An 18,642-nucleotide genomic window follows, 5' to 3' on the forward strand; every position below is an offset into this window, starting at 1 on the left:
TTGCGGGGTTTTAAATGTAAAGTGATAGGGCTTTTAGTTAAAGATATAACGAATGCCCAGTTGTGCTTGCCATCTTGAAGACTGAATTCCCTCATCGTCAAATTCGATGAAATTTGGATTTCCGTTCTCATCCATTACACCTTGATTGATGCTGAACACTGGAGTGCCGCTACCTGAACTAACCGTAGTTAGGGGGCTTACCTCGCTACCTACAGTTTGTAACCTACCCCAATCGTTGTTCAAAAGATTGGTGAAGTTAAAGATATCAGCAGTCAATTGAAGGGTGTGCTTTTTGTTACCCATGTTAATGGAAAAGTCTTGTAAGAATTTCAAATCAACAATATGGCTCCAAGGTCCTCTAGTGGCATTGCGCTCAGCATAACCACCCCTATTTTCCCTCAGGTGTTCCACACTATTAATGAAGGTGTCCAACTGCTCCCATTGTGCGGCTTGTTCAGCTGCATCACCAGAAAATTGTATTTCCGAAGCATTCCTAGGAATATAAATCAATGCATTGTCTCGAGAATCATCGTTCAATAGATCCCTACCTTCCCTATAGCTAAAGCTGTACGGGCTACCTTGAAAACCTTGATAGAATAAGGCTATCGTAGATTTGATGTTATCGTTCCATCGTATTTGATACGATGCATCGGCGATAATACGATTACCCAAAGCAAAATCAGAACGTGTCACAGGAAGATTCGAATTTTTACCGTTAACGGTCAAGATATTCCTCCATTGTGAACTGTTTTGGGAAGACGTACCGTCAAAAATCTTATTTGATTCCCCATACGTATAGGAAACTGATCCCGCAAACCCATTGTCAAATGGTTTTCTAATGGTAAATGTAGCGTTAGTCGAATTACCACCACCAGTATTTGAGGCTAGGATGATTCTACCATAGGTATCATCGATTTCGTCTCCCCTGTCATAGAATGGACGGTTATCCGCACCTTCATAAAAACCTACAGGACCACGAAGATTCAAGTTTTCGTAGAATACATCGGTAATGACATCGGTGTATAAGAAATCAGCAGACGCAATCAAGCCCCACCATGGTAGTTTTTGATCTACCGCAATATTGTATTTTACTACTTGTGGTAGTTTAAAATCTTCGGCAATTAAATCGATATTACCACCTAAACCGCCAGTACCCGGCGCAACTGACTTGAATTGGTTATTTACGTCAGGTTCGAATAATTGTCCGGCATCAGGGCCAAAGAATGTTGCATCAAATGTAAAACCACCGGTAACACCATTATTGTTGTAAGTTCCGCCTGGCCATACCAAAGGAAGTCTAGAGGTGAATACACCGAGACCACCACGTATTTGGGTCGATCTTTCACCGTTCACATCCCAGTTAAAACCTAACCTTGGGGCAAACATGGCAGTACCAACACCTTGCCCTACAAGGGCGCCTTGAAGGTTTTTCCCTTCGGCCTCCAATAATGGGATCGTACGCATATTAAAGTCATCATTGACCGTACCATCTTCCCATCTTGGAATATCAATACGTGCCCCGTAACTTACCTTGAAATCATCGGTAATCTGAAAATCATCCTGTACATAGAAACCAGCTTGAAAAGTGTTGAAATCAGCAGAACCGTTAGACTCATCACCAACTGTTCCATCACCTATCAAAGAATATCCATGGCTATACTCATTGGCCACTTGATTGGTCAAGAATTGGTTTAGCCCCGTAGATAATAAATTACCATCGTCATCAAATTGGTCTTCAAAAACATATGAACCAAAGTTAAATGCGAAGAAGAGGTTTTTAACGGTAGCAAATTCAAGGTTTGCGCCCACGGTCACTGTGTGGCGACCGGCATAAATCTCAAAATTATTCGTTATGGTCAAATAGTCGGTTTCCAATAAGTTGGCAGTTGAAAATGGTTCTGAACCAAAATTAATGGTTCCGTCACCATCTTGTATCTGAACCGTAGGGAACGGATCACCAGAAGGATCTCTATCATCTCGAACCGTTGTATAACCGATTACTAAATTGTTACTGAACTTATTGCCAAATCGAGAGTTTAGTTCTAAAGCCGTGGAATTCGTGGTTGATTCGAAGAATTCAGATCCGTTAAGGAAGCCGATATTTCTATTACCTGAATTTCGTGCCTCAAGATTTTCGGCACCAACATAGCTATGTCTTAGGGACAGATTATTATTCTCATTGATATTCCAATCGACCTTTGCAACAAACGTGTTACTTTCTAATGAACGCGTATTATCATCAAAGATACCTGGGTTGTACCCAAAGCTATTTTGTAAGAAACTACTCAGTCCTGCCAAATCGGCTTCTGAAGAACGCCCTGTATAATTACTGAAGATAAATGGTTGGGGTATCTCAGTCTCGTTACGCTCATAGTTTACAAAGAAGAATAATTTATCTTCAATAAGCGGCCCACCTAATCGCACACCGTAAGTATCAGCAGAAAACTCACTTACCCGCTCACGTTCGTCACCTTCGTTAAGAAGCGCGCCAGGCGTTCTACCGACCAAGTTCTCATTACGTGTGAAGTAATATGCCGAACCTTCAAACTCATTTGATCCAGAACGGGTCACCGCATTGATCGAACCACCGGAGAAACCAGATTGTTTTACGTCAAAAGGAGCAATATTTATCTGAAAAGTTTCAATTGCATCCACAGATAAGGGGTTCACACCAGTCTGGCCCCCATTGGTACCCGATCCGGCCAAACCGAAAACGTCATTGTTTACCGCACCATCAATATAGATAGCGTTATATCGGTTGTTCTGACCTGCCAACGAAATTGAAAATCCGTCATCACCTTCATTAAGCTGTGCTTGGGGCGTTAAACGTACAAAATCCGCTAGAGATCGCGAAGCCGCTGGAGTAGTGGCTACTTGACGTTGTGAGATATTGGTTTCGGTACCTGTTTTATTGGAACCGAAAACACCATTAGAGACTGCCGTTACAACTACCTCATCAAGAGCGGTAGCCGATTCAACCATTTGCACGTTGATTCTATTGGTGGAACCTAGATTTAAGTAAACCCCCTCTCTTATGTCATCATTAAAACCAACATAAGAAATGGTCACCGTATATGGACCACCGGTACGCATCCCTGATATTCTGTAAAACCCATCAAAATCAGTTGCTGCGCCATAAGATGTTCCAGAAGGCACGTGAACGGCCACAATACTTGCACCGAGAAGGGGCTCCCCAGTGTTGTCTGTTACCTTACCGCCGATGGCCGATGTGGTAACACCTTGTGAAAAAGCCATTGCAGAGACTAATAATGCAATAGCAATTAGGTAGATTCTTTTCATTTTCTAAGTGTTTGAATTGTTTCGCAAAAGTCTTGTTTTACTACTATTCGTAGGTTAACATAATGTTAAGAATATGCCAACGATAACTTTTTAGAATTTGTTCAAATAATTGAAAATGAAAAGAATATAATTGTTTTAAAGATTAATTAAAGGTGTATCAACTCTTAAAAAAATGTAAAAGGTTCAATGTAGAGGAATCATGATTGCCAATTTCGGAATTTTCAATGTCTTGAAGTACGTTTTTGGCAAGTTGCTTGCCCAACTCAACACCCCACTGATCGTAGCTGAAGATATTCCAAACGACACCTTGCACAAAAATCTTATGTTCGTACATAGCAATAAGGGCCCCGAGGCTTTTTGGGGTCAATTGCTGTATTAAGATGGTGTTGGTAGGTTTATTTCCTTCGAATATCTTGAATGGAAGTAGTGCTTCGATTTCTTGCTGTGTCATGTCAGTAGACTTCAGCTCGTCTGAAACTTGTTGGGCTGTCTTGCCGTTCATCAATGCCTCGGTTTGGGCAAAGAAATTGGCCATCAACTTATTATGATGGTCCGTGTCACCGTGTAACGAATTTTTGAATCCGATAAAATCCGTCGGAATCAACTTGGTGCCTTGATGGATAAGTTGAAAGAATGCATGCTGTGAATTGGTGCCTGGTTCTCCCCAGATTATCGTGCCAGTTTGGTAAGAAGCCCTATGGCCGGCCCTATCCATACTTTTGCCATTACTTTCCATAATACCTTGTTGCAGATAGGCAGAAAACCTATTAAGATATTGAGTGTAGGGGATTATCGCCTCAGTCTCGGCACCATAGAAATTGTTGTACCAAACACTGATTAAGGCCAGCACAACTGGAATATTCTCTGGGAAATCAGCGGTCTTGAAATGTACATCCATTTCATTTGCCCCATCCAAAAGGTTGTCAAAGTTTTCATACCCAACTGCTAATGCAATTGATAAACCTACCGCGCTCCAGAGTGAAAAACGACCTCCGACCCAATCCCACATCGGGAAAACATTTTCGGCTGCAATACCAAACTCGGCGATTTTTTCGGTATTTGTGGAAACGGCTGCAAAGTGGGCTGCAATATCGCTCTCTGATGCATATTTCAAGAACCACTTTTTAATAGTGGTCGCATTGCTCAATGTCTCTTGGGTGGTAAAGGTCTTAGAGACCACTACAAAAAGGGTGGTCTCGGGATTGAGCTCTTTTAAAACCTCATTCACATGATCCCCATCAACATTACTTACAAAATGGGTCTTAAGGTGATTCTTATAAAATTTCAAGGCTTCAACGACCATTACCGGACCCAAATCCGATCCACCTATGCCGATATTTACAACGTCGGTAAACGCTTTGCCCGTGAAGCCTTTTTTGCTTCCAGATATGATTCCTTCCGTGAAGGTCTTGATATGTTCTTTTACCTGAAATACCTCTTCCATCACGTTTTTTCCGTCAACGAGTACGGTATCTCCTTTTTTGGCGCGCAGTGCGGTATGTAAAACGGCACGGTTTTCCGTTTCATTTATCAATTCACCGCCATAATAGGCAGAAATCGCCTCTTTCAACTTTACTTCATCGGCTAAACCAAATAACAGATCAAGTGTTTCCTTGGAAATACGGTTCTTTGAAAAATCAACATAGAAATCGTTCCACTGAACCGTAAACTTCTTGGCCCTATCCGAATCGTTTTCAAAAAGTGTTTTTAAGTGCTCATTTTTACTCTTTTCAAAATGGGTCACAAGCTTTTTCCATGCAGCTGTGGTTGTTGGATCAATTTTAGGTAGGGCCATGTTACTCGTTCAAGGTTAACAGATTATCTTCTTCTTTTTCAAAAACTTTATATTGAATACAGTCAAGTTGTGTCTTTATAGGGGCTATATGATCTAAATACTTTATTTTCAATGAGTCTGCAATAGGTTCTGCGGTGGGTAATTTTTCACGCAAGGGGTCTACTTGGGCCCCATTTTTCCAAAAGCGGTAACAAACGTGGGGGCCACCCGTGTTACCCGTCATTCCGACCCAGCCAATAACATCTCCTTGGCGTACAAATTCCCCCTTTTTCACTTTTTGTTTTTTCATGTGAAGGTATTGTGTGCTGTAGGTACCGTTATGCCTAATTTTCACATATTTTCCATTACCGCCCCTTCTAGTCGATTCTGTGACCGTACCATCCGCAGTGGCGATAATCGGAGTGCCTACAGGTGCTGCATAGTCCGTACCGCGATGTGGTCTTACCTTGTAGCCGTAGTAGGCAATACGCCTTCTAAGGTTATATCTTGATGAGAGGCGGTAACTACCGAACTTGATCGGGGCCCTTAAGAAAGTACTTCTTAAATTTTTGGCCTCGTCATCATAATAGTCTAAAATTTGCTTTAAGCTATCGGTCGTATATGGAAAGGCATAAATGGGAACACCCTTATGTTCAAAATATGCTGCCTCAATAGGTTCTGAGCCGGCATAAATCGTATCATTGATGTACCTTTCTTTATAGATGATCTTGAACTTGTCTCCTTTTTCAAGTTTGAAAAAATCTACGGTCCATGCATAAATCTCTGACAGGTTAATAGTGACGGCATAGTCAACCCCTAGGGTATCCAAAGACTGTGAAAGGCTACTTTCGATAACCCCTCCAACTTCTCGTTGCACATAGCTCACTTCTTTCTTGCTTTTATAGGCTCTCACTGAATCCCTTAAATCTACGACGGTGTAATTCACTCTGTCGTTTTCATAAATAAATACTTGCGCTTTTTCGAGGGTATCTTTAGATTTTAAGATTACGTAGGGTTTGCCGACCTTGATTCGCTTCACATCGAAGGTATCTTTGAACTCTTCTGCAATTTTTACGATTTTAGGGTAGTCAACGTGGTTTTCGAGCATCAACTTTCCGAAGCTATCACCATTTTTAATAGTATCATGTACTATCTTGAATTTTTCAATATCAAAACCATATTTTTTTTCAATCGGTTTTTCAATGGCGATCTGTGCTACGGCCTTCGTATCTTTTTTTTGGTTCTCTGCACATGAACTTAAGATTGCCAATGCTAAAAATATGCCCCAAATTTTTTGCATGAATTCGTTTTTATTTATTATCAGGATTAAAGATGTGTTCGACCCACTCTTTGCCCCAAGTATTCAATTCGTTTTCAGAGTACAAAGTTGGAAAAAATATTATTTTCTGGAAACTTGGTGGTAAATACGCCTTCCAGTTGGTTCCACCTGTCGCGTCAACTGCAACCTTATCCCTTGACAGATAACGATAGGCAGAACCCATATGCATTAACGGCCAGTTCACATTGGCATTTAGATCAAGGTTTTTAAGTGCCTCTATAAGGGTTTTGTCTTCACGATGTGACTTTGGCAGTGCTAGATATTTATGATAGATCGTATTGCCTTTTACTTGATTGGCAATGCGTATCAATCTAGGGGTGTATCGATACTCAAATTGCTTTAAAGTCAATGTTTTTTCCCCTGTGTCGATATCGGTAGCTCCTTTTTTCCAATAGATATGCTCGTATAGTTCTTCGTTCGAATTTTTTTCTGAGAATTTTTCCCTTTCTTGGTAGTGGATCAAATTTTCTAAGGGTGTCGCATAGATTTCGATCATACGGTATTGTACCGATTGAAATCCACTGGCGGGCAGCAATGACATGCGATACCTTAAAAATTGTTCTCGCTGCATACCATTTATCATTATGCTAAACGAAGAGGTCAATGCTTTAAAATAGTTATTGATACGATTGGCCCTTTCGATAAAGAAGTCTAAATCTTGTGATTTGTCATCAACCAATTGCTTTTGTTCATGTAATATGAGCTTAAAATATAGCTCGGTGATTTGGTGATACATGATAAAAATCTCCTCATCAGGGAAGTACGTGCGCGGCACTTGGATACTCAGAAGGGTGTCTAGATGTATATAATCCCAATAGGTCAAGTAACGCTGATAGAGCAATCCATCTAAATAAGAGCTTAGGTCTTGTCCAGAATTTTTAAATTTTTCTTCAAGCTTGTTGATTTGGGACTCAATTCGCTCATCTTTATTCATCGGTCAATCAATCCATAATTATTTTGAACTGATTTTTAAGTCCATTGTAGCCATCTAAATCAGCCTTTATAGAGCCTACTGCCAAATCAGCTTTTATTCGAATCGGTATCTTGTTCAAATCATTCGATACCCACAAAGTTAAGCTTTCTTGCTCTTTAAAGACGCGACCCGATTGTACATATGGCCTGAATTTTAGGCATTCTACTTTGCCATACTTTGTTCTGACGACTTCTTTGCCCAAAAATTTGAGTTTGAACTGATATACCCCATCATCGTCATAAAGCATATTCATCTTAATACTTTCGCCAACTGTAAGGTCATCGATCGTATATTGATTTCTTAGGTAATACGCTGCTGATATGAGGTCTTGTACCTTGTTGTCTATTTTAAAATCAAATTCTTTTTTGTTCTTCTTATCAATTAAAAGGGCTTTTTTCTCTGTGTAATCAAAGTTGATTTCCATGTCTTTGGTATATCCGCCCTCATCGATTTTTCGTATAAATTTATGTGGTTTGTTATCGTAGCGTCCAAAATAGCTTTCATAGGTATCATCGACCTTGAAAAATAGGCGGGCCAAACCCGTTGTACTTCCTTTTCCAACGACATGGTAAACAGGTATGGTATCCAGTTTTTTTGATTCTAACTTTAAGGTGGCAAAACTTGCGTTAAAGATTCCGTAGTGAATTCGGAACTTTAACCATTCACCTGATTTATAGGCATTGTTGTTCTGGGCCATAGCGACAAGAACAAACAGGCTGAACAGTATGGTAAAATTCTTTTTCATAAAGCGTGAACAATGTAAAATTATTAAAAACAACGCATTCCAACTTGAATTTACAGTTACTTAAACAAAAGTTATTCCAAAGTATTGCACAAAAAAAGCCCCAATGTTCACATCGGGGCTTTTCCTAAATAACCAACCAAACTTTAAATTATGAAAAACCAATACTTAAAGTTAAGAGGGAACCACCCCTCTTGTTATACAAAGATAGGGTGCCCTTTTTGTTGTATAGCCGTTTTTAACCAACTTTAACTTGGGGCAATCAATATTTGGAATTTCTTAGTACTATTTAGTTTTTTGTTAAGATAAATTGTCTAAAAACAACTGATTTCAAAAGCCTAGAACCAATAGCCAACGCTAAAGAATACTTGGCTATCATTGAGTTGTGGGGTCCAAGAATAATACACCTGTACCGGACCTAAAAACGACTCCAGGCCATAGCCTACCCCAAAGCCTGAAAAATCAGGTGCGGTGAACCAATCTCCGGTTCTAAAAAGATCATCAGCTACGTTGGCTACATTTGCGGTAAATAATAAATGGTTCTTTGGGGCCAATTCATAATCCAATCGTGAATAGGCCTTTACGTAACTATTACCGGGCAAACTCAAAAAATCATAGCCAAAAAATGGCATGAAGTTGTTAATGGTTACACCACCAAACCCACCCAATACGAAATCAAATGAGGTGACTGAAGAAGATCCCAGCTTGAACCCTCCCTCGGTCTCTAGATTGATCGCTAAATTTGGGACAATCGTAATCGCCGTGCCGAGTCGTCCCTTGGCTATTGAAAACTCCCTGAAGTTTTCATTGAAATCGGATGAGAGTAAATAGAAGTGAAAATCCCCATCGAAGAACAACCCTTTGGTTGGAAAATATTTATCATTATAGGTATCAAAGGTTAGTCGACCATAGGTACTCAAGTAATGGCTATCCTCAAAAAAAGTGCGTTCATTCGAAGTAGGTTGAAATGACATAGCGTCTTCTTGAATGACGGTATTATTTAAAGTTCGGGTACTGTATCGCAATAATTTGTGTTCTAAGCCTAAACTAAAAGCAAATTCTTCACGCAAAACGGTTTGCAAGTAGATTTGATTGGTAAAGTCGGTCACGTCAAGATTGATCTCGCCGATATTGGGATCATCAAGCACATCAAAATTATCCCGGATGAGGTCAAAATCAATTTCTTCATTGAATTCGTTAAATGTTGAATTGATACCAAAACTCCAATAAAACCCCTTATCGATGTAATATTGCAAGTTGTAACGTATGTTGTCACCTACGATAAGGTCAAAAGAAGCTACGTCGTCTTTCATGAAAAGGTTTTTTCGCGTAAGGTTTATCAATGCGGAACTCTTGTATAGATCATCGTAATGGGCCCCCATCTTGATAAACATTTTGGTGGGTTTTTCTTTAAGGTTTAAGATAAGATCAGTGCCCAGGCCGTTCGAAACCAGTTTATATCGAATGGCCTTGAAGTTTCCTGTTGCCGATAAATTGCTAATACCTTGGCGAAGGTTCGAGAAAGAAATTTTTTCGGCAAGATTAAAGCGAAGCTTACCTTTTATATAGCCCCTAGTGTAGGTCTCATTACCGATGATGACCAATCGGTTTATGGTCAAACTGTCTTGCACACTGGCCGTTCTTTTAGTATCGTTACGTTCAGGTTGCTGTTGGGCAAGCGCCACAAGTGCATCCCAGTTTTCCCTGGCCGCACGCTCGCCACTTTCAATGATTTCAGGCCCTTTTTCAAAGTCTATGACTGAAAAATCCTCAATATTCGGTTTGATATAAAGATTGGTCTGCTTCCTTTTTTTGACCATATCATTTACGGTACGGTAGTTGTTTATTTGTAGCAGTATTTCAGTGGCCGACGACAACGATTCCCTATTTGCAAGGGCATCTTGAACATCCACGCCGATAATGATATCTGCCCCAAGTGCTTTGACCTCATTGATGGGGTAGTTATTGACCACGCCCCCATCTATCAGTATTTTGCCATCTACTTCTGAAGGTTCGAATAGTGAGGGAAACGTGCCGCTTGCCATAATAGCTTCTGGCAAATAGCCTTTGTTGAGTAAAATAGGTTCACCGGTCTCTACATTAGTGGCAATACATAAAAATGGAATGGGAAGCCTATTAAAGTCTTGTACATCTTTTACATGGTAGAGTAGTCTGACAAACTCACTATAAATGTTTTGTCCGCCCGAGATACCTTGAGGAAAGCTTACCTTGAAATTGTCAAAGGGAAGACTGAGTGCATATCTTTCTGAATCATCTTTTTCGTAAAACGTTTTGGCGCTTCTGGGCACATTATCTTGTATCAGGTTTGGAAAATCGGTAGTCTTGAAGATGGAGTCAAGTTCTTTGGCCGAATATCCTGATGCATAGAGGGCCCCAACGATTGCTCCCATACTGGTGCCACCGATATAGTCGATTTTGATGCCTGCTTCTTCAATAACCTTCAATACGCCAATATGGGCCAACCCTTTGGCACCACCACCACTTAGCACTAGACCGATCTTAGGCCCGTCTTGAGCCCGAACAAAGTTGAGCAGGCCGAATACTACTAGAACTATTATTTTCTTTGACATAGACTGATATCAATGAAATGACTCAAAGACTTTTTTTGCTTTTGCCATACCAATGGATTTTGCCAAGGTATCAATTGATGCCTCTCGTATACGTTTCACACTCTTGAATTCTTTCAAGAGTTGTTCAGCGGTTTTTTCGCCTATGCCCTCAATACCTTCGAGTTCTGAGTTTATGGCCGCGGCACTTCTTTTGTTTCGGTGAAACGTGATGCCAAAGCGGTGGGCCTCATTGCGTAGCTGCTGAATGATCTTTAAGGTCTCTGATTTTTTATCCAAGTATAAAGGTATGGGATCATCGGGGAAATAAATTTCCTCTAGTCGTTTGGCAATACCGATTATCGCTATTTTTCTTCGCAAGCCTAAAATATCCAAACTTTTTAAGGCAGAGGACAACTGCCCCTTACCACCGTCGATTACAATGAGTTGCGGCAACGATTCGCCTTCGTTCAATAGGCGTTTGTACCTTCGAAAAACCACCTCTTCCATAGATGCGAAATCATCTGGCCCGGTCACTGTTTTAATATTGAAGTGACGGTACTCTTTTTTTGAAGGTTTTCCATTTTTAAACACAACACATGCCGCAACAGGATTGCTCCCTTGAATATTCGAGTTGTCAAAACATTCGATATGTACCGGTTCTTCAGAAAGCCTCAAATCACTTTTCATTTGGGCCATCACCCTTTTCGTATGGCGATCGGGATCGGTGATCTTTATTTGTTTGAATCGGTCTTGTCGATAGAACTTGGCATTTCGAATTGACAAATCGAGTAACTTTCTTTTATCGCCAAGTTTAGGGAGTGTGATTTTCAAGTTCTCATCAAGTTCTACATGGAAAGGGAGGTAAATTTCTTTTGATACGGACTTAAAACGTTGTCTGATCTCAACTATGGCCAGCTGTAGCAATTCCGCATCGTTCTCGTCGAGCTTTTTCTTAACCTCTAAAGTGTGCGACCTGATAATGGAACCATGCGAAACTTGCAAATAATTGACATAGCCATATGATTCGTCGGAAAAAATGGAAAAAACATCGACATCGCTGATTTTTGGATTTACAATAGTCGATTTCACCTGATAACTTTCAAGCACTTCGATTTTTTCTTTGATGCGTTGCGCTTTTTCAAATTCCATCTCAGCGGCAAGCGCTTTCATTTGATGTTTGAAGTACTGTAATGAACTCTTGAAATTTCCTTTGATGATGTCACGTATATCATCGATTTGCTTGTGGTAGGCATCGGCCGATTGTAGTCCCTCGCAGGGCCCTTTGCAATTGCCTAAATGAAATTCGAGGCAACGCTTGTACTTGCCGGCACTTATTTTTTCATGCGACAGATCGTAATTACAGGTTCTGAGCGGATAGACACTTCTGATAAGATCAAGCAGCGTTTTGACGGTTTTCATACTGGTATAAGGCCCAAAGTACTCCGACCCATCCTTGATTACTTTTCTCGTAGGAAAAATTCTTGGAAAACGCTCATTTTTAATACAGATCCAAGGGTATGTCTTATCATCCCTCAACAAGACATTATACCGGGGTTGATGTTTTTTGATGAGACTGTTTTCGAGTAACAGCGCATCAGATTCAGTGGCTACGACAATATGCCTGATAAGATTGACTTTTTTGACCATTACCCTGGTCTTGCCATACTCATGTTTTTTTGTAAAATAAGATGAGACACGTTTTTTTAGGTTTTTAGCCTTGCCGACATATAATATCTTATCATTGCCATCATAAAATTGGTATACCCCGGGGTTGGTCGGTAAAGCGCTCAATTGGACTTCTATAGGTACTGGCATGAGTATTTGACGAAAGCGTATTTATTAAAGGTGAAATTACTATGTTTTTTAAACATTGCCGGTTTTGACACTACTAAATGTTCTAAACCAACAATTACCTTAATTGTTCTAAGGTTTTTCCGCAATTGAATTGTCACCCATATTTGGTTTCGTTAAATTTTTTATAAAAATTGTGCATTTCAACGATAAAAAAATGCATTTCATAGGACATTTAGAAAAAAAATTGCTATTTTTAGTTCAAATTAAGGTTAACAAATGGAAAATTATTTAATTGTATTGGGCATGTACTTGATTTTGATGTTATTCTTCAAAATTTATTTTGCCGCATCGACTAGAGAGTAGTTTTTGTTCCCCAAAGACCTACCCAATTTTACCTATCTACTTCCGTAGATGACGAAAGAAGAACTTAGATTAGCATACCGGAAAAAGAGAGACCTACTTGATTCCAGTTTAATTGAAAGTCATAGTTTAGAAATAGCCAATAGGTTGCTTGCTTTGCCTATATGGAATTTTTCTTTTTACCATATTTTCTTATCCATTATTTCAAATAAAGAAGTCGATACTACTTCCATACTTACGGTACTTCAAGGGAAAGACAAAAATATCGTTGTTCCAAAGATGATTGCTAACGGCCTACTTCAAAATTACCTATTGACGGATAGCACGATTTTAATATCCAACACATTGAATATTCCTGAGCCAGTTGATGGGATCAGGATTGATGAACCTAAAATGGACGTTGTTTTTATACCCCTATTGGCATTCGATAAAATGGGAAATCGCGTTGGCTATGGCAAAGGATACTATGATACCTTTTTGAAAAAATGTAAATCAAGCGTAATTAAAATAGGATTGTCCTTTTTTGAAGCCGAATCAAAGATTAATGACATCAACGAATACGATGTTCCGCTAGATTATTGTGTCACCCCAGAAAAAGTGTATAAATTCTAATGCCCTACTTTGGCGAAGGCCTTTTTATTGAAAAAGATTAAGATACCTACCCCAGTGCTGATTGCAGTATCCGCAATATTGAAAATTGGGTCGAAAAAAGAAAAATTGTTCCCTCCGATTATTGGAAACCAAGAAGGCCATGTGGCATTTTTAATGATAGGAAAATATAGCATGTCCACCACCTTTCCATAAAATAGCTTACCGTAGGGTTCTTCTGAAAATAAAGTGGCTACTTCATTGTAACTGTTATTAAAGATTACCCCGTAGAAAATAGAGTCTATGATATTGCCCAAAGCACCAGCAAAAATTAAAGAGACCGCTAAAATCAAAACCTTCGGGGACTTCTTTTGAATAATGTCATACAACCAATAACCGATACCACAAATGGCAAAAAGGCGAAAGATGGTTAAAATCAATTTACCGGCAGAATCTGAAATGGGTAGAATATCACTTAGCTTGGTTCCCCAAGCAGCTCCTTCATTTTCAATGAAAAGTATTTTGAACCAACTGAATACCTCTATGGACTCTTGGTATAGAAAATGTGTTTTGATATAAATTTTACTGAGCTGATCAATAAGTAAAATTATACTGATTAAAATAAGGGATCTTTTTAAATTCATTTCTTACATACGAATTGGGCAAAAGTAGCTATATTATTTTGGATTACTTACAACGATATTGCCTTCAATGGACTTCAGCGAATAACTAAAATTACCTTTTGGTAGGTCCGCTATTTCCACCATTCCATAAGCACTTCTGGCATCGATCATTCCTGCTTGGGTTATCACATGAATATTACCTTTTTGGGTCTTGACTTCGATGGTCTTGGAAACATCTTGTAAAATACAGTCACCCTCGGCCAAAGTAACTTTTAGGTTGCGGTACTTTCCAGAACCCGTAACATGGGTATTCGTGCCATAAATAGTGACATTACCATATTCAGGGATGATGATATCCAATCTAATGGAAATTACCTTGTGCGCACTTAATTTGTCATTCGGAGCGATAAAATTGGGCAAAAAATCGGTGCTTACGAAAACATTTTGTCCGTCTTCTTCTATCCTAACTACTAAATCTTTGGCATATTCACCTTCAATAGAGGCCTTGACGCGCAATTCTTGACTATCAGCAGTATGGAATTTTACTTCATAGCAGTTTTTAGTATCAACCTGGATAAACCGTGTATCTGGATTTGTCAGAATTTTTCGAACCACCTTTTGACCCAATACGAGACTTGAGAAAAAGAAAAGGACCAAAAAAGAACCGAAAACCTTCATTTACAAAAAAAACGCCCTAAGGCGTTTTATTATTTTTGCATATTTTTTGCCTCAATGCTCAAGGTGGCATGCGGTACTAGTTTCAAGCGTTCTTTATTGATAAGTTTTCCGGTAACGCGACATATACCATAAGTCTTGTTTTCAATACGTAAAAGGGCGTTTTTTAAATCACGGATAAATTTTTCTTGACGAATGGCCAATTGGGTATTGGCTTCTTTGCTCATGGTCTCAGAGCCTTCTTCAAATGCTTTAAAAGTAGGTGAGGTATCATCGGTACCATTATTGCCATCGTTCATATAGGCACTTTTCAATAATTCTAAGTGACTTTGCGCTTTTTCGATTTTTTCTTCAATCAAAGTCTTGAACTCCCCAAGGTCTTTGTCTGAATATCTAATTTTTAAATCTTCTGCCATTTTTTAATGTTTTTGGATAAACAATTTAGTGTTCACGTCATCAAAGGCAACTTCAGTACCCTTTTCTAGATGATCTTCATATTTCAATTCTGCGGTTAGCGTTTCACTTTTTAAATACTGTTCATTCTTGGCGATGGCCTTTTCAATATGCCCATCTTTTAGAATACTGAGGTCAATCTTATCGGTCACTTCAAAACCGGATTCTTTTCGCAGGTTTTGAATTCGATTGACAAGTTCCCTGGCGATACCCTCATTTTTAAGATTCTCGTCAATGGTAATATCCAATGCAACGGTCAAAGGTCCAGAACTTGCTACTAACCACCCCTCGATATCCTGCGAGGTGATTTCTACATCTGACAACTGTAAAATAATACTTTTATTTTCTAATTGCACCGATAATTCGCCTTCTTGCTCGATTTTTTGGATATCACCTTGTTCCAAAGTATTGATTGCATTGGCGACCAGCTTCATCTCTTTGCCAAATTTTGGGCCTAGAACCTTAAAATTAGGCTTGATTTGTTTGACAAGGATTTCTGAGGCGTCATCCATTAGTTCTATGGTTTTAACGTTTACCTCTGATCTGATTAAATCGGTTACTGCCTCAATCTCGTTACGTTGCCCTTGGTTTAGCACCGGAATCATTATTTTGTGTAAGGGCTGGCGGACCTTGATTTTTTCCTTTTGTCTAATGGAAAGTACCAACGAGGAAATTTTTTGCGCGGTTTGCATTTTGCGCTCGAGGCCGTCATCTACCATGGTTTGATCAAACCTTGGGAATTCAGCCAAATGAACACTTTCAAAACCTTCTTTTTTGGTTACCGCATCAAGATCTTTATAAAGCCTGTCCATAAAAAATGGCGCAATTGGTGCGGCTAGCTTTGCGACCGTCTGTAAACAGGTGAACAAGGTTTGGTAAGCGGCAATTTTATCGTGCTGATAGTCTCCTTTCCAAAAGCGCCTTCTACTTAATCTCACATACCAATTGCTGAGGTTTTCTTGAACAAAATCAGCAATAAGCCTTGCCGCTTTTGTGGGCTCGTAATCATTATAAGCTTCATCAACCCTTCTAATAACGCTATGGAGCTCAGATAGTATCCATTGGTCAAGTTCGGGTCTTTCATCTATTTTGATGGTAGCCTCGGCATATGAAAAGCCATCGATGTTCGCGTACAATGAAAAGAACGAATAGGTATTGTACAAGGTGCCAAAAAACTTACGCTTTACCTCAATGACACCATCTAGGTCAAACTTCAGATTGTCCCATGGGTTGGCATTTGAGATCATGTACCACCTTATGGCGTCTGCCCCATGCTCTGGCAGTGTAACAAAAGGGTCTACCGCGTTACCCAAACGTTTTGACATTTTCTTGCCCTCTTTGTCCAATACAAGACCGTTTGAAACCACATTTTGATAGGCTACCGAATCAAAGACCATGGTACCAATGGCATGCAGGGTATAGAACCAGCCTCTCGTTTGATCAACACCCTCTGCGATAAAATCAGCCGGAAACGTTTCGTTATTGTCTATGAAGTTTTTGTTTTCAAAGGGATAATGCCATTGTGCATAAGGCATGGACCCACTATCAAACCAAACATCGATGAGGTCGGATTCCCGCTTCATGGGTTTGCCTGATGCCGACACCAATGTAATCTGGTCTACAATATTTTTATGCAGGTCGATTTTGTCATAGTTGGCCTCGCTCATATCACCCACCACGAAATCTTCGAAAATATCCTTCTCAAGTATTCCTGCGGAAACCGCTTTTGCCATTTCTTTTTTCAGCTCTTCCACAGAGCCGATCATAATTTCTTCTGAGCCATCTTCGGTACGCCATATGGGAAGCGGAATACCCCAGTAACGAGAACGGGAAAGGTTCCAATCATTGGCATTGGCCAACCAGTTGCCAAAACGCCCTTCCCCAGTGGATTTCGGTTTCCAATTAATGGTTTCGTTTAGTTCGAACATGCGGTCTTTAATGTCAGTGACTTTAATAAACCACGAATCCAATGGATAGTATAGAATAGGCTTATCGGTACGCCAACAGTTCGGATAACTGTGCAGGTATTTCTCAACCTTAAATGCCTTATTTTCTTCTTTTAGTTTAATCGCCAATTCTACATCAATGGAACGCTCTGGGGCATCGCCATCATCATAATATTCGTTTTTGACATACTTGCCACCAAACTCTTTTAGTTCTGGTCTGAACCTACCCTGTAAATCCACCAGGGGAACGGGGTTGTCGTTTTCATCTAAAACCAACATCGGTGGTACTTCGGGTTTCGCCTGTTTTGCAACGAGGGCATCATCGGCCCCAAAAGTCGGGGCAGTGTGAACAATACCGGTACCATCTTCAGTGGTCACAAAATCACCGGCGATTACGCGAAATGCGTTTTCGGCGTTTTGATAGGGTTGAACATAGTCGATTAATTGCTCGTATCGAATTCCCACCAAATCGGAACCTTTGGCTTGGGTAATTACCTTGTAAGGAATCTTCTTATCCCCTTCTTTGAAGTTCGTAAAATCTTCTTGGCTTTCAGCTTCAAAATATTTCCCTGAAAATTGTTTTGAGACCAAGGCTTTTGCCAAGACGACGTTGATGGGCTCAAAGGTATATTGGTTAAAGGTCTTTACCAGCACATAATCAATCTTGGGGCCGACTGTCAATGCCGTATTCGAAGGTAAGGTCCAGGGTGTGGTCGTCCAGGCTAAAAAACATAAGTCTCCCTCAATACCCTTTAGGGCATCTGGCAACGTTTCTTTTTTAGCTTTAAACTGCGCTGTTACGGTGGTATCGGTTACATCTTGATAGGTTCCGGGTTGGTTCAGTTCATGTGAGCTTAATCCGGTACCCGCTTTAGGGGAGTAGGGTTGAATGGTATACCCTTTATAGATAAGCCCTTTATTATGGATTTGTTTTAAAAGCCACCAAACCGATTCCATGTATTTAGGTTTGAACGTGATGTAGGGATCTTCCATATCGACCCAATACCCCACTTTTTCGGTCATATCGTTCCAGACATCGGTATAACGCATGACCGCTTTTTTACAGGCGGCATTATATGCTTCAACACTTATTTTCGTACCAATATCTTCTTTGGTAATGCCCAACGCTTTCTCCACACCAAGCTCGATGGGCAGGCCATGGGTGTCCCAACCTGCTTTTCGATTTACCTGAAAACCTTTCATGGTTTTATACCTGGGGAAAATATCCTTTATGGTACGTGCCATCACATGATGGATACCCGGCATACCATTTGCAGATGGGGGACCTTCGTAAAAGACATAATTCGGCTTGCCTTCGCGGGTGTCCACGCTCTTTTCGAAGATGTTGTTTTCCTTCCAATAGGCCAAGATTTCATCGGCAATCTTCGGTAGGTCCAATCCTTTATATTCTGCAAACTTCATAAAGCTTTCCTTCTGGATTTACAAGTTTGCAAAAATAAAAATTTAGATGGAATTTAATGGTATTCAGTGACCTAAAACACTTT

Annotated in this window: 12 protein-coding genes; 1 reads left to right on the forward strand and 11 read right to left on the reverse strand. The window is 40.0% G+C overall.

All coding sequences use genetic code 11. From position 1 onward, the window contains the following. Window positions 1-33 precede the first annotated feature (33 nt). From AACM45_RS10590 to uvrC, 7 genes are all read right to left on the reverse strand, one after another. Window positions 34-3,300: a TonB-dependent receptor gene (locus tag AACM45_RS10590; protein WP_339142560.1), complete on the reverse strand. Its 3,267-nt coding sequence runs from the start codon at window positions 3,298-3,300 to the stop codon at window positions 34-36. Window positions 3,301-3,457: 157 nt separating this feature from the next. Beyond that, a complete protein-coding gene (gene pgi / locus AACM45_RS10595; protein ID WP_339142561.1) occupies window positions 3,458-5,095 on the reverse strand; it encodes a glucose-6-phosphate isomerase in 1,638 nt (545 codons plus the stop codon). Between the two features lies 1 nt (window position 5,096). Next, complete coding sequence (locus tag AACM45_RS10600; RefSeq protein ID WP_339142562.1) at window positions 5,097-6,374, reverse strand: M23 family metallopeptidase; 1,278 nt, start codon at window positions 6,372-6,374, stop codon at window positions 5,097-5,099. A 10-nt stretch (window positions 6,375-6,384) separates the two neighbouring features. Next, on the reverse strand, window positions 6,385-7,347 hold the full coding sequence (locus tag AACM45_RS10605; RefSeq protein WP_339142563.1) for a tryptophan 2,3-dioxygenase family protein: 963 nt from the start codon (window positions 7,345-7,347) through the stop codon (window positions 6,385-6,387). Window positions 7,348-7,354: 7 nt separating this feature from the next. Continuing rightward, window positions 7,355-8,131 (reverse strand): DUF3108 domain-containing protein, encoded by a 777-nt coding sequence (locus AACM45_RS10610; RefSeq protein WP_339142565.1) that lies wholly within the window; start codon window positions 8,129-8,131, stop codon window positions 7,355-7,357. A gap of 335 nt (window positions 8,132-8,466) precedes the next feature. After that, on the reverse strand, window positions 8,467-10,719 hold the full coding sequence (locus AACM45_RS10615) for a patatin-like phospholipase family protein (RefSeq protein WP_339142567.1): 2,253 nt from the start codon (window positions 10,717-10,719) through the stop codon (window positions 8,467-8,469). 9 nt (window positions 10,720-10,728) lie between these two features. Then, window positions 10,729-12,513 carry an excinuclease ABC subunit UvrC gene (uvrC, locus tag AACM45_RS10620; RefSeq protein ID WP_339142568.1) on the reverse strand — a complete coding sequence of 595 codons (1,785 nt, stop codon included), beginning with the start codon at window positions 12,511-12,513 and terminating at the stop codon, window positions 10,729-10,731. Window positions 12,514-12,903: 390 nt separating this feature from the next. Here uvrC and AACM45_RS10625 point away from each other — a divergent pair, with 390 nt between their 5' ends. Further along, the gene (locus AACM45_RS10625) at window positions 12,904-13,464 is read left to right on the forward strand and encodes a 5-formyltetrahydrofolate cyclo-ligase (protein WP_339142569.1); all 561 of its coding nucleotides are present in this window, start codon (window positions 12,904-12,906) and stop codon (window positions 13,462-13,464) included. Here the strand turns inward: AACM45_RS10625 and AACM45_RS10630 are convergent. From AACM45_RS10630 to ileS, 4 genes are all read right to left on the reverse strand, one after another. Continuing rightward, entirely contained in the window at window positions 13,461-14,084 is a 624-nt protein-coding gene (locus tag AACM45_RS10630; protein ID WP_339142570.1) for a lipoprotein signal peptidase, read from the reverse strand. The two genes, AACM45_RS10625 and AACM45_RS10630, sit on opposite strands and share 4 nt — an antisense overlap. A 33-nt stretch (window positions 14,085-14,117) precedes the next feature. After that, on the reverse strand, window positions 14,118-14,678 hold the full coding sequence (locus tag AACM45_RS10635) for a DUF4097 family beta strand repeat-containing protein (protein ID WP_339142571.1): 561 nt from the start codon (window positions 14,676-14,678) through the stop codon (window positions 14,118-14,120). Between the two features lie 92 nt (window positions 14,679-14,770). Further along, complete coding sequence (locus AACM45_RS10640) at window positions 14,771-15,154, reverse strand: TraR/DksA family transcriptional regulator (RefSeq protein ID WP_339142573.1); 384 nt, start codon at window positions 15,152-15,154, stop codon at window positions 14,771-14,773. A gap of 3 nt (window positions 15,155-15,157) precedes the next feature. Next, window positions 15,158-18,559 carry an isoleucine--tRNA ligase gene (gene ileS / locus AACM45_RS10645; RefSeq protein WP_339142574.1) on the reverse strand — a complete coding sequence of 1,134 codons (3,402 nt, stop codon included), beginning with the start codon at window positions 18,557-18,559 and terminating at the stop codon, window positions 15,158-15,160. Between the last annotated feature and the right edge of the window lie 83 nt (window positions 18,560-18,642).

Origin of the sequence: Croceitalea sp. MTPC5, from assembly GCF_036985505.1 — a bacterium.
GTDB lineage: Bacteria > Bacteroidota > Bacteroidia > Flavobacteriales > Flavobacteriaceae > Croceitalea.

What these genes read in the sequence shown, in the direction of transcription:
- AACM45_RS10590 (WP_339142560.1), bottom strand. Translation starts at nt 3,300, where the DNA reads ATGAAAAGAATCTACCTAATTGCTATTGCATTATTAGTCTCTGCAATG.
- pgi (WP_339142561.1), bottom strand. Translation starts at nt 5,095, where the DNA reads ATGGCCCTACCTAAAATTGATCCAACAACCACAGCTGCATGGAAAAAG.
- AACM45_RS10600 (WP_339142562.1), bottom strand. Translation starts at nt 6,374, where the DNA reads ATGCAAAAAATTTGGGGCATATTTTTAGCATTGGCAATCTTAAGTTCA.
- AACM45_RS10605 (WP_339142563.1), bottom strand. Translation starts at nt 7,347, where the DNA reads ATGAATAAAGATGAGCGAATTGAGTCCCAAATCAACAAGCTTGAAGAA.
- AACM45_RS10610 (WP_339142565.1), bottom strand. Translation starts at nt 8,131, where the DNA reads ATGAAAAAGAATTTTACCATACTGTTCAGCCTGTTTGTTCTTGTCGCT.
- AACM45_RS10615 (WP_339142567.1), bottom strand. Translation starts at nt 10,719, where the DNA reads ATGTCAAAGAAAATAATAGTTCTAGTAGTATTCGGCCTGCTCAACTTT.
- uvrC (WP_339142568.1), bottom strand. Translation starts at nt 12,513, where the DNA reads ATGCCAGTACCTATAGAAGTCCAATTGAGCGCTTTACCGACCAACCCC.
- AACM45_RS10625 (WP_339142569.1), top strand. Translation starts at nt 12,904, where the DNA reads ATGACGAAAGAAGAACTTAGATTAGCATACCGGAAAAAGAGAGACCTA.
- AACM45_RS10630 (WP_339142570.1), bottom strand. Translation starts at nt 14,084, where the DNA reads ATGAATTTAAAAAGATCCCTTATTTTAATCAGTATAATTTTACTTATT.
- AACM45_RS10640 (WP_339142573.1), bottom strand. Translation starts at nt 15,154, where the DNA reads ATGGCAGAAGATTTAAAAATTAGATATTCAGACAAAGACCTTGGGGAG.
- ileS (WP_339142574.1), bottom strand. Translation starts at nt 18,559, where the DNA reads ATGAAGTTTGCAGAATATAAAGGATTGGACCTACCGAAGATTGCCGAT.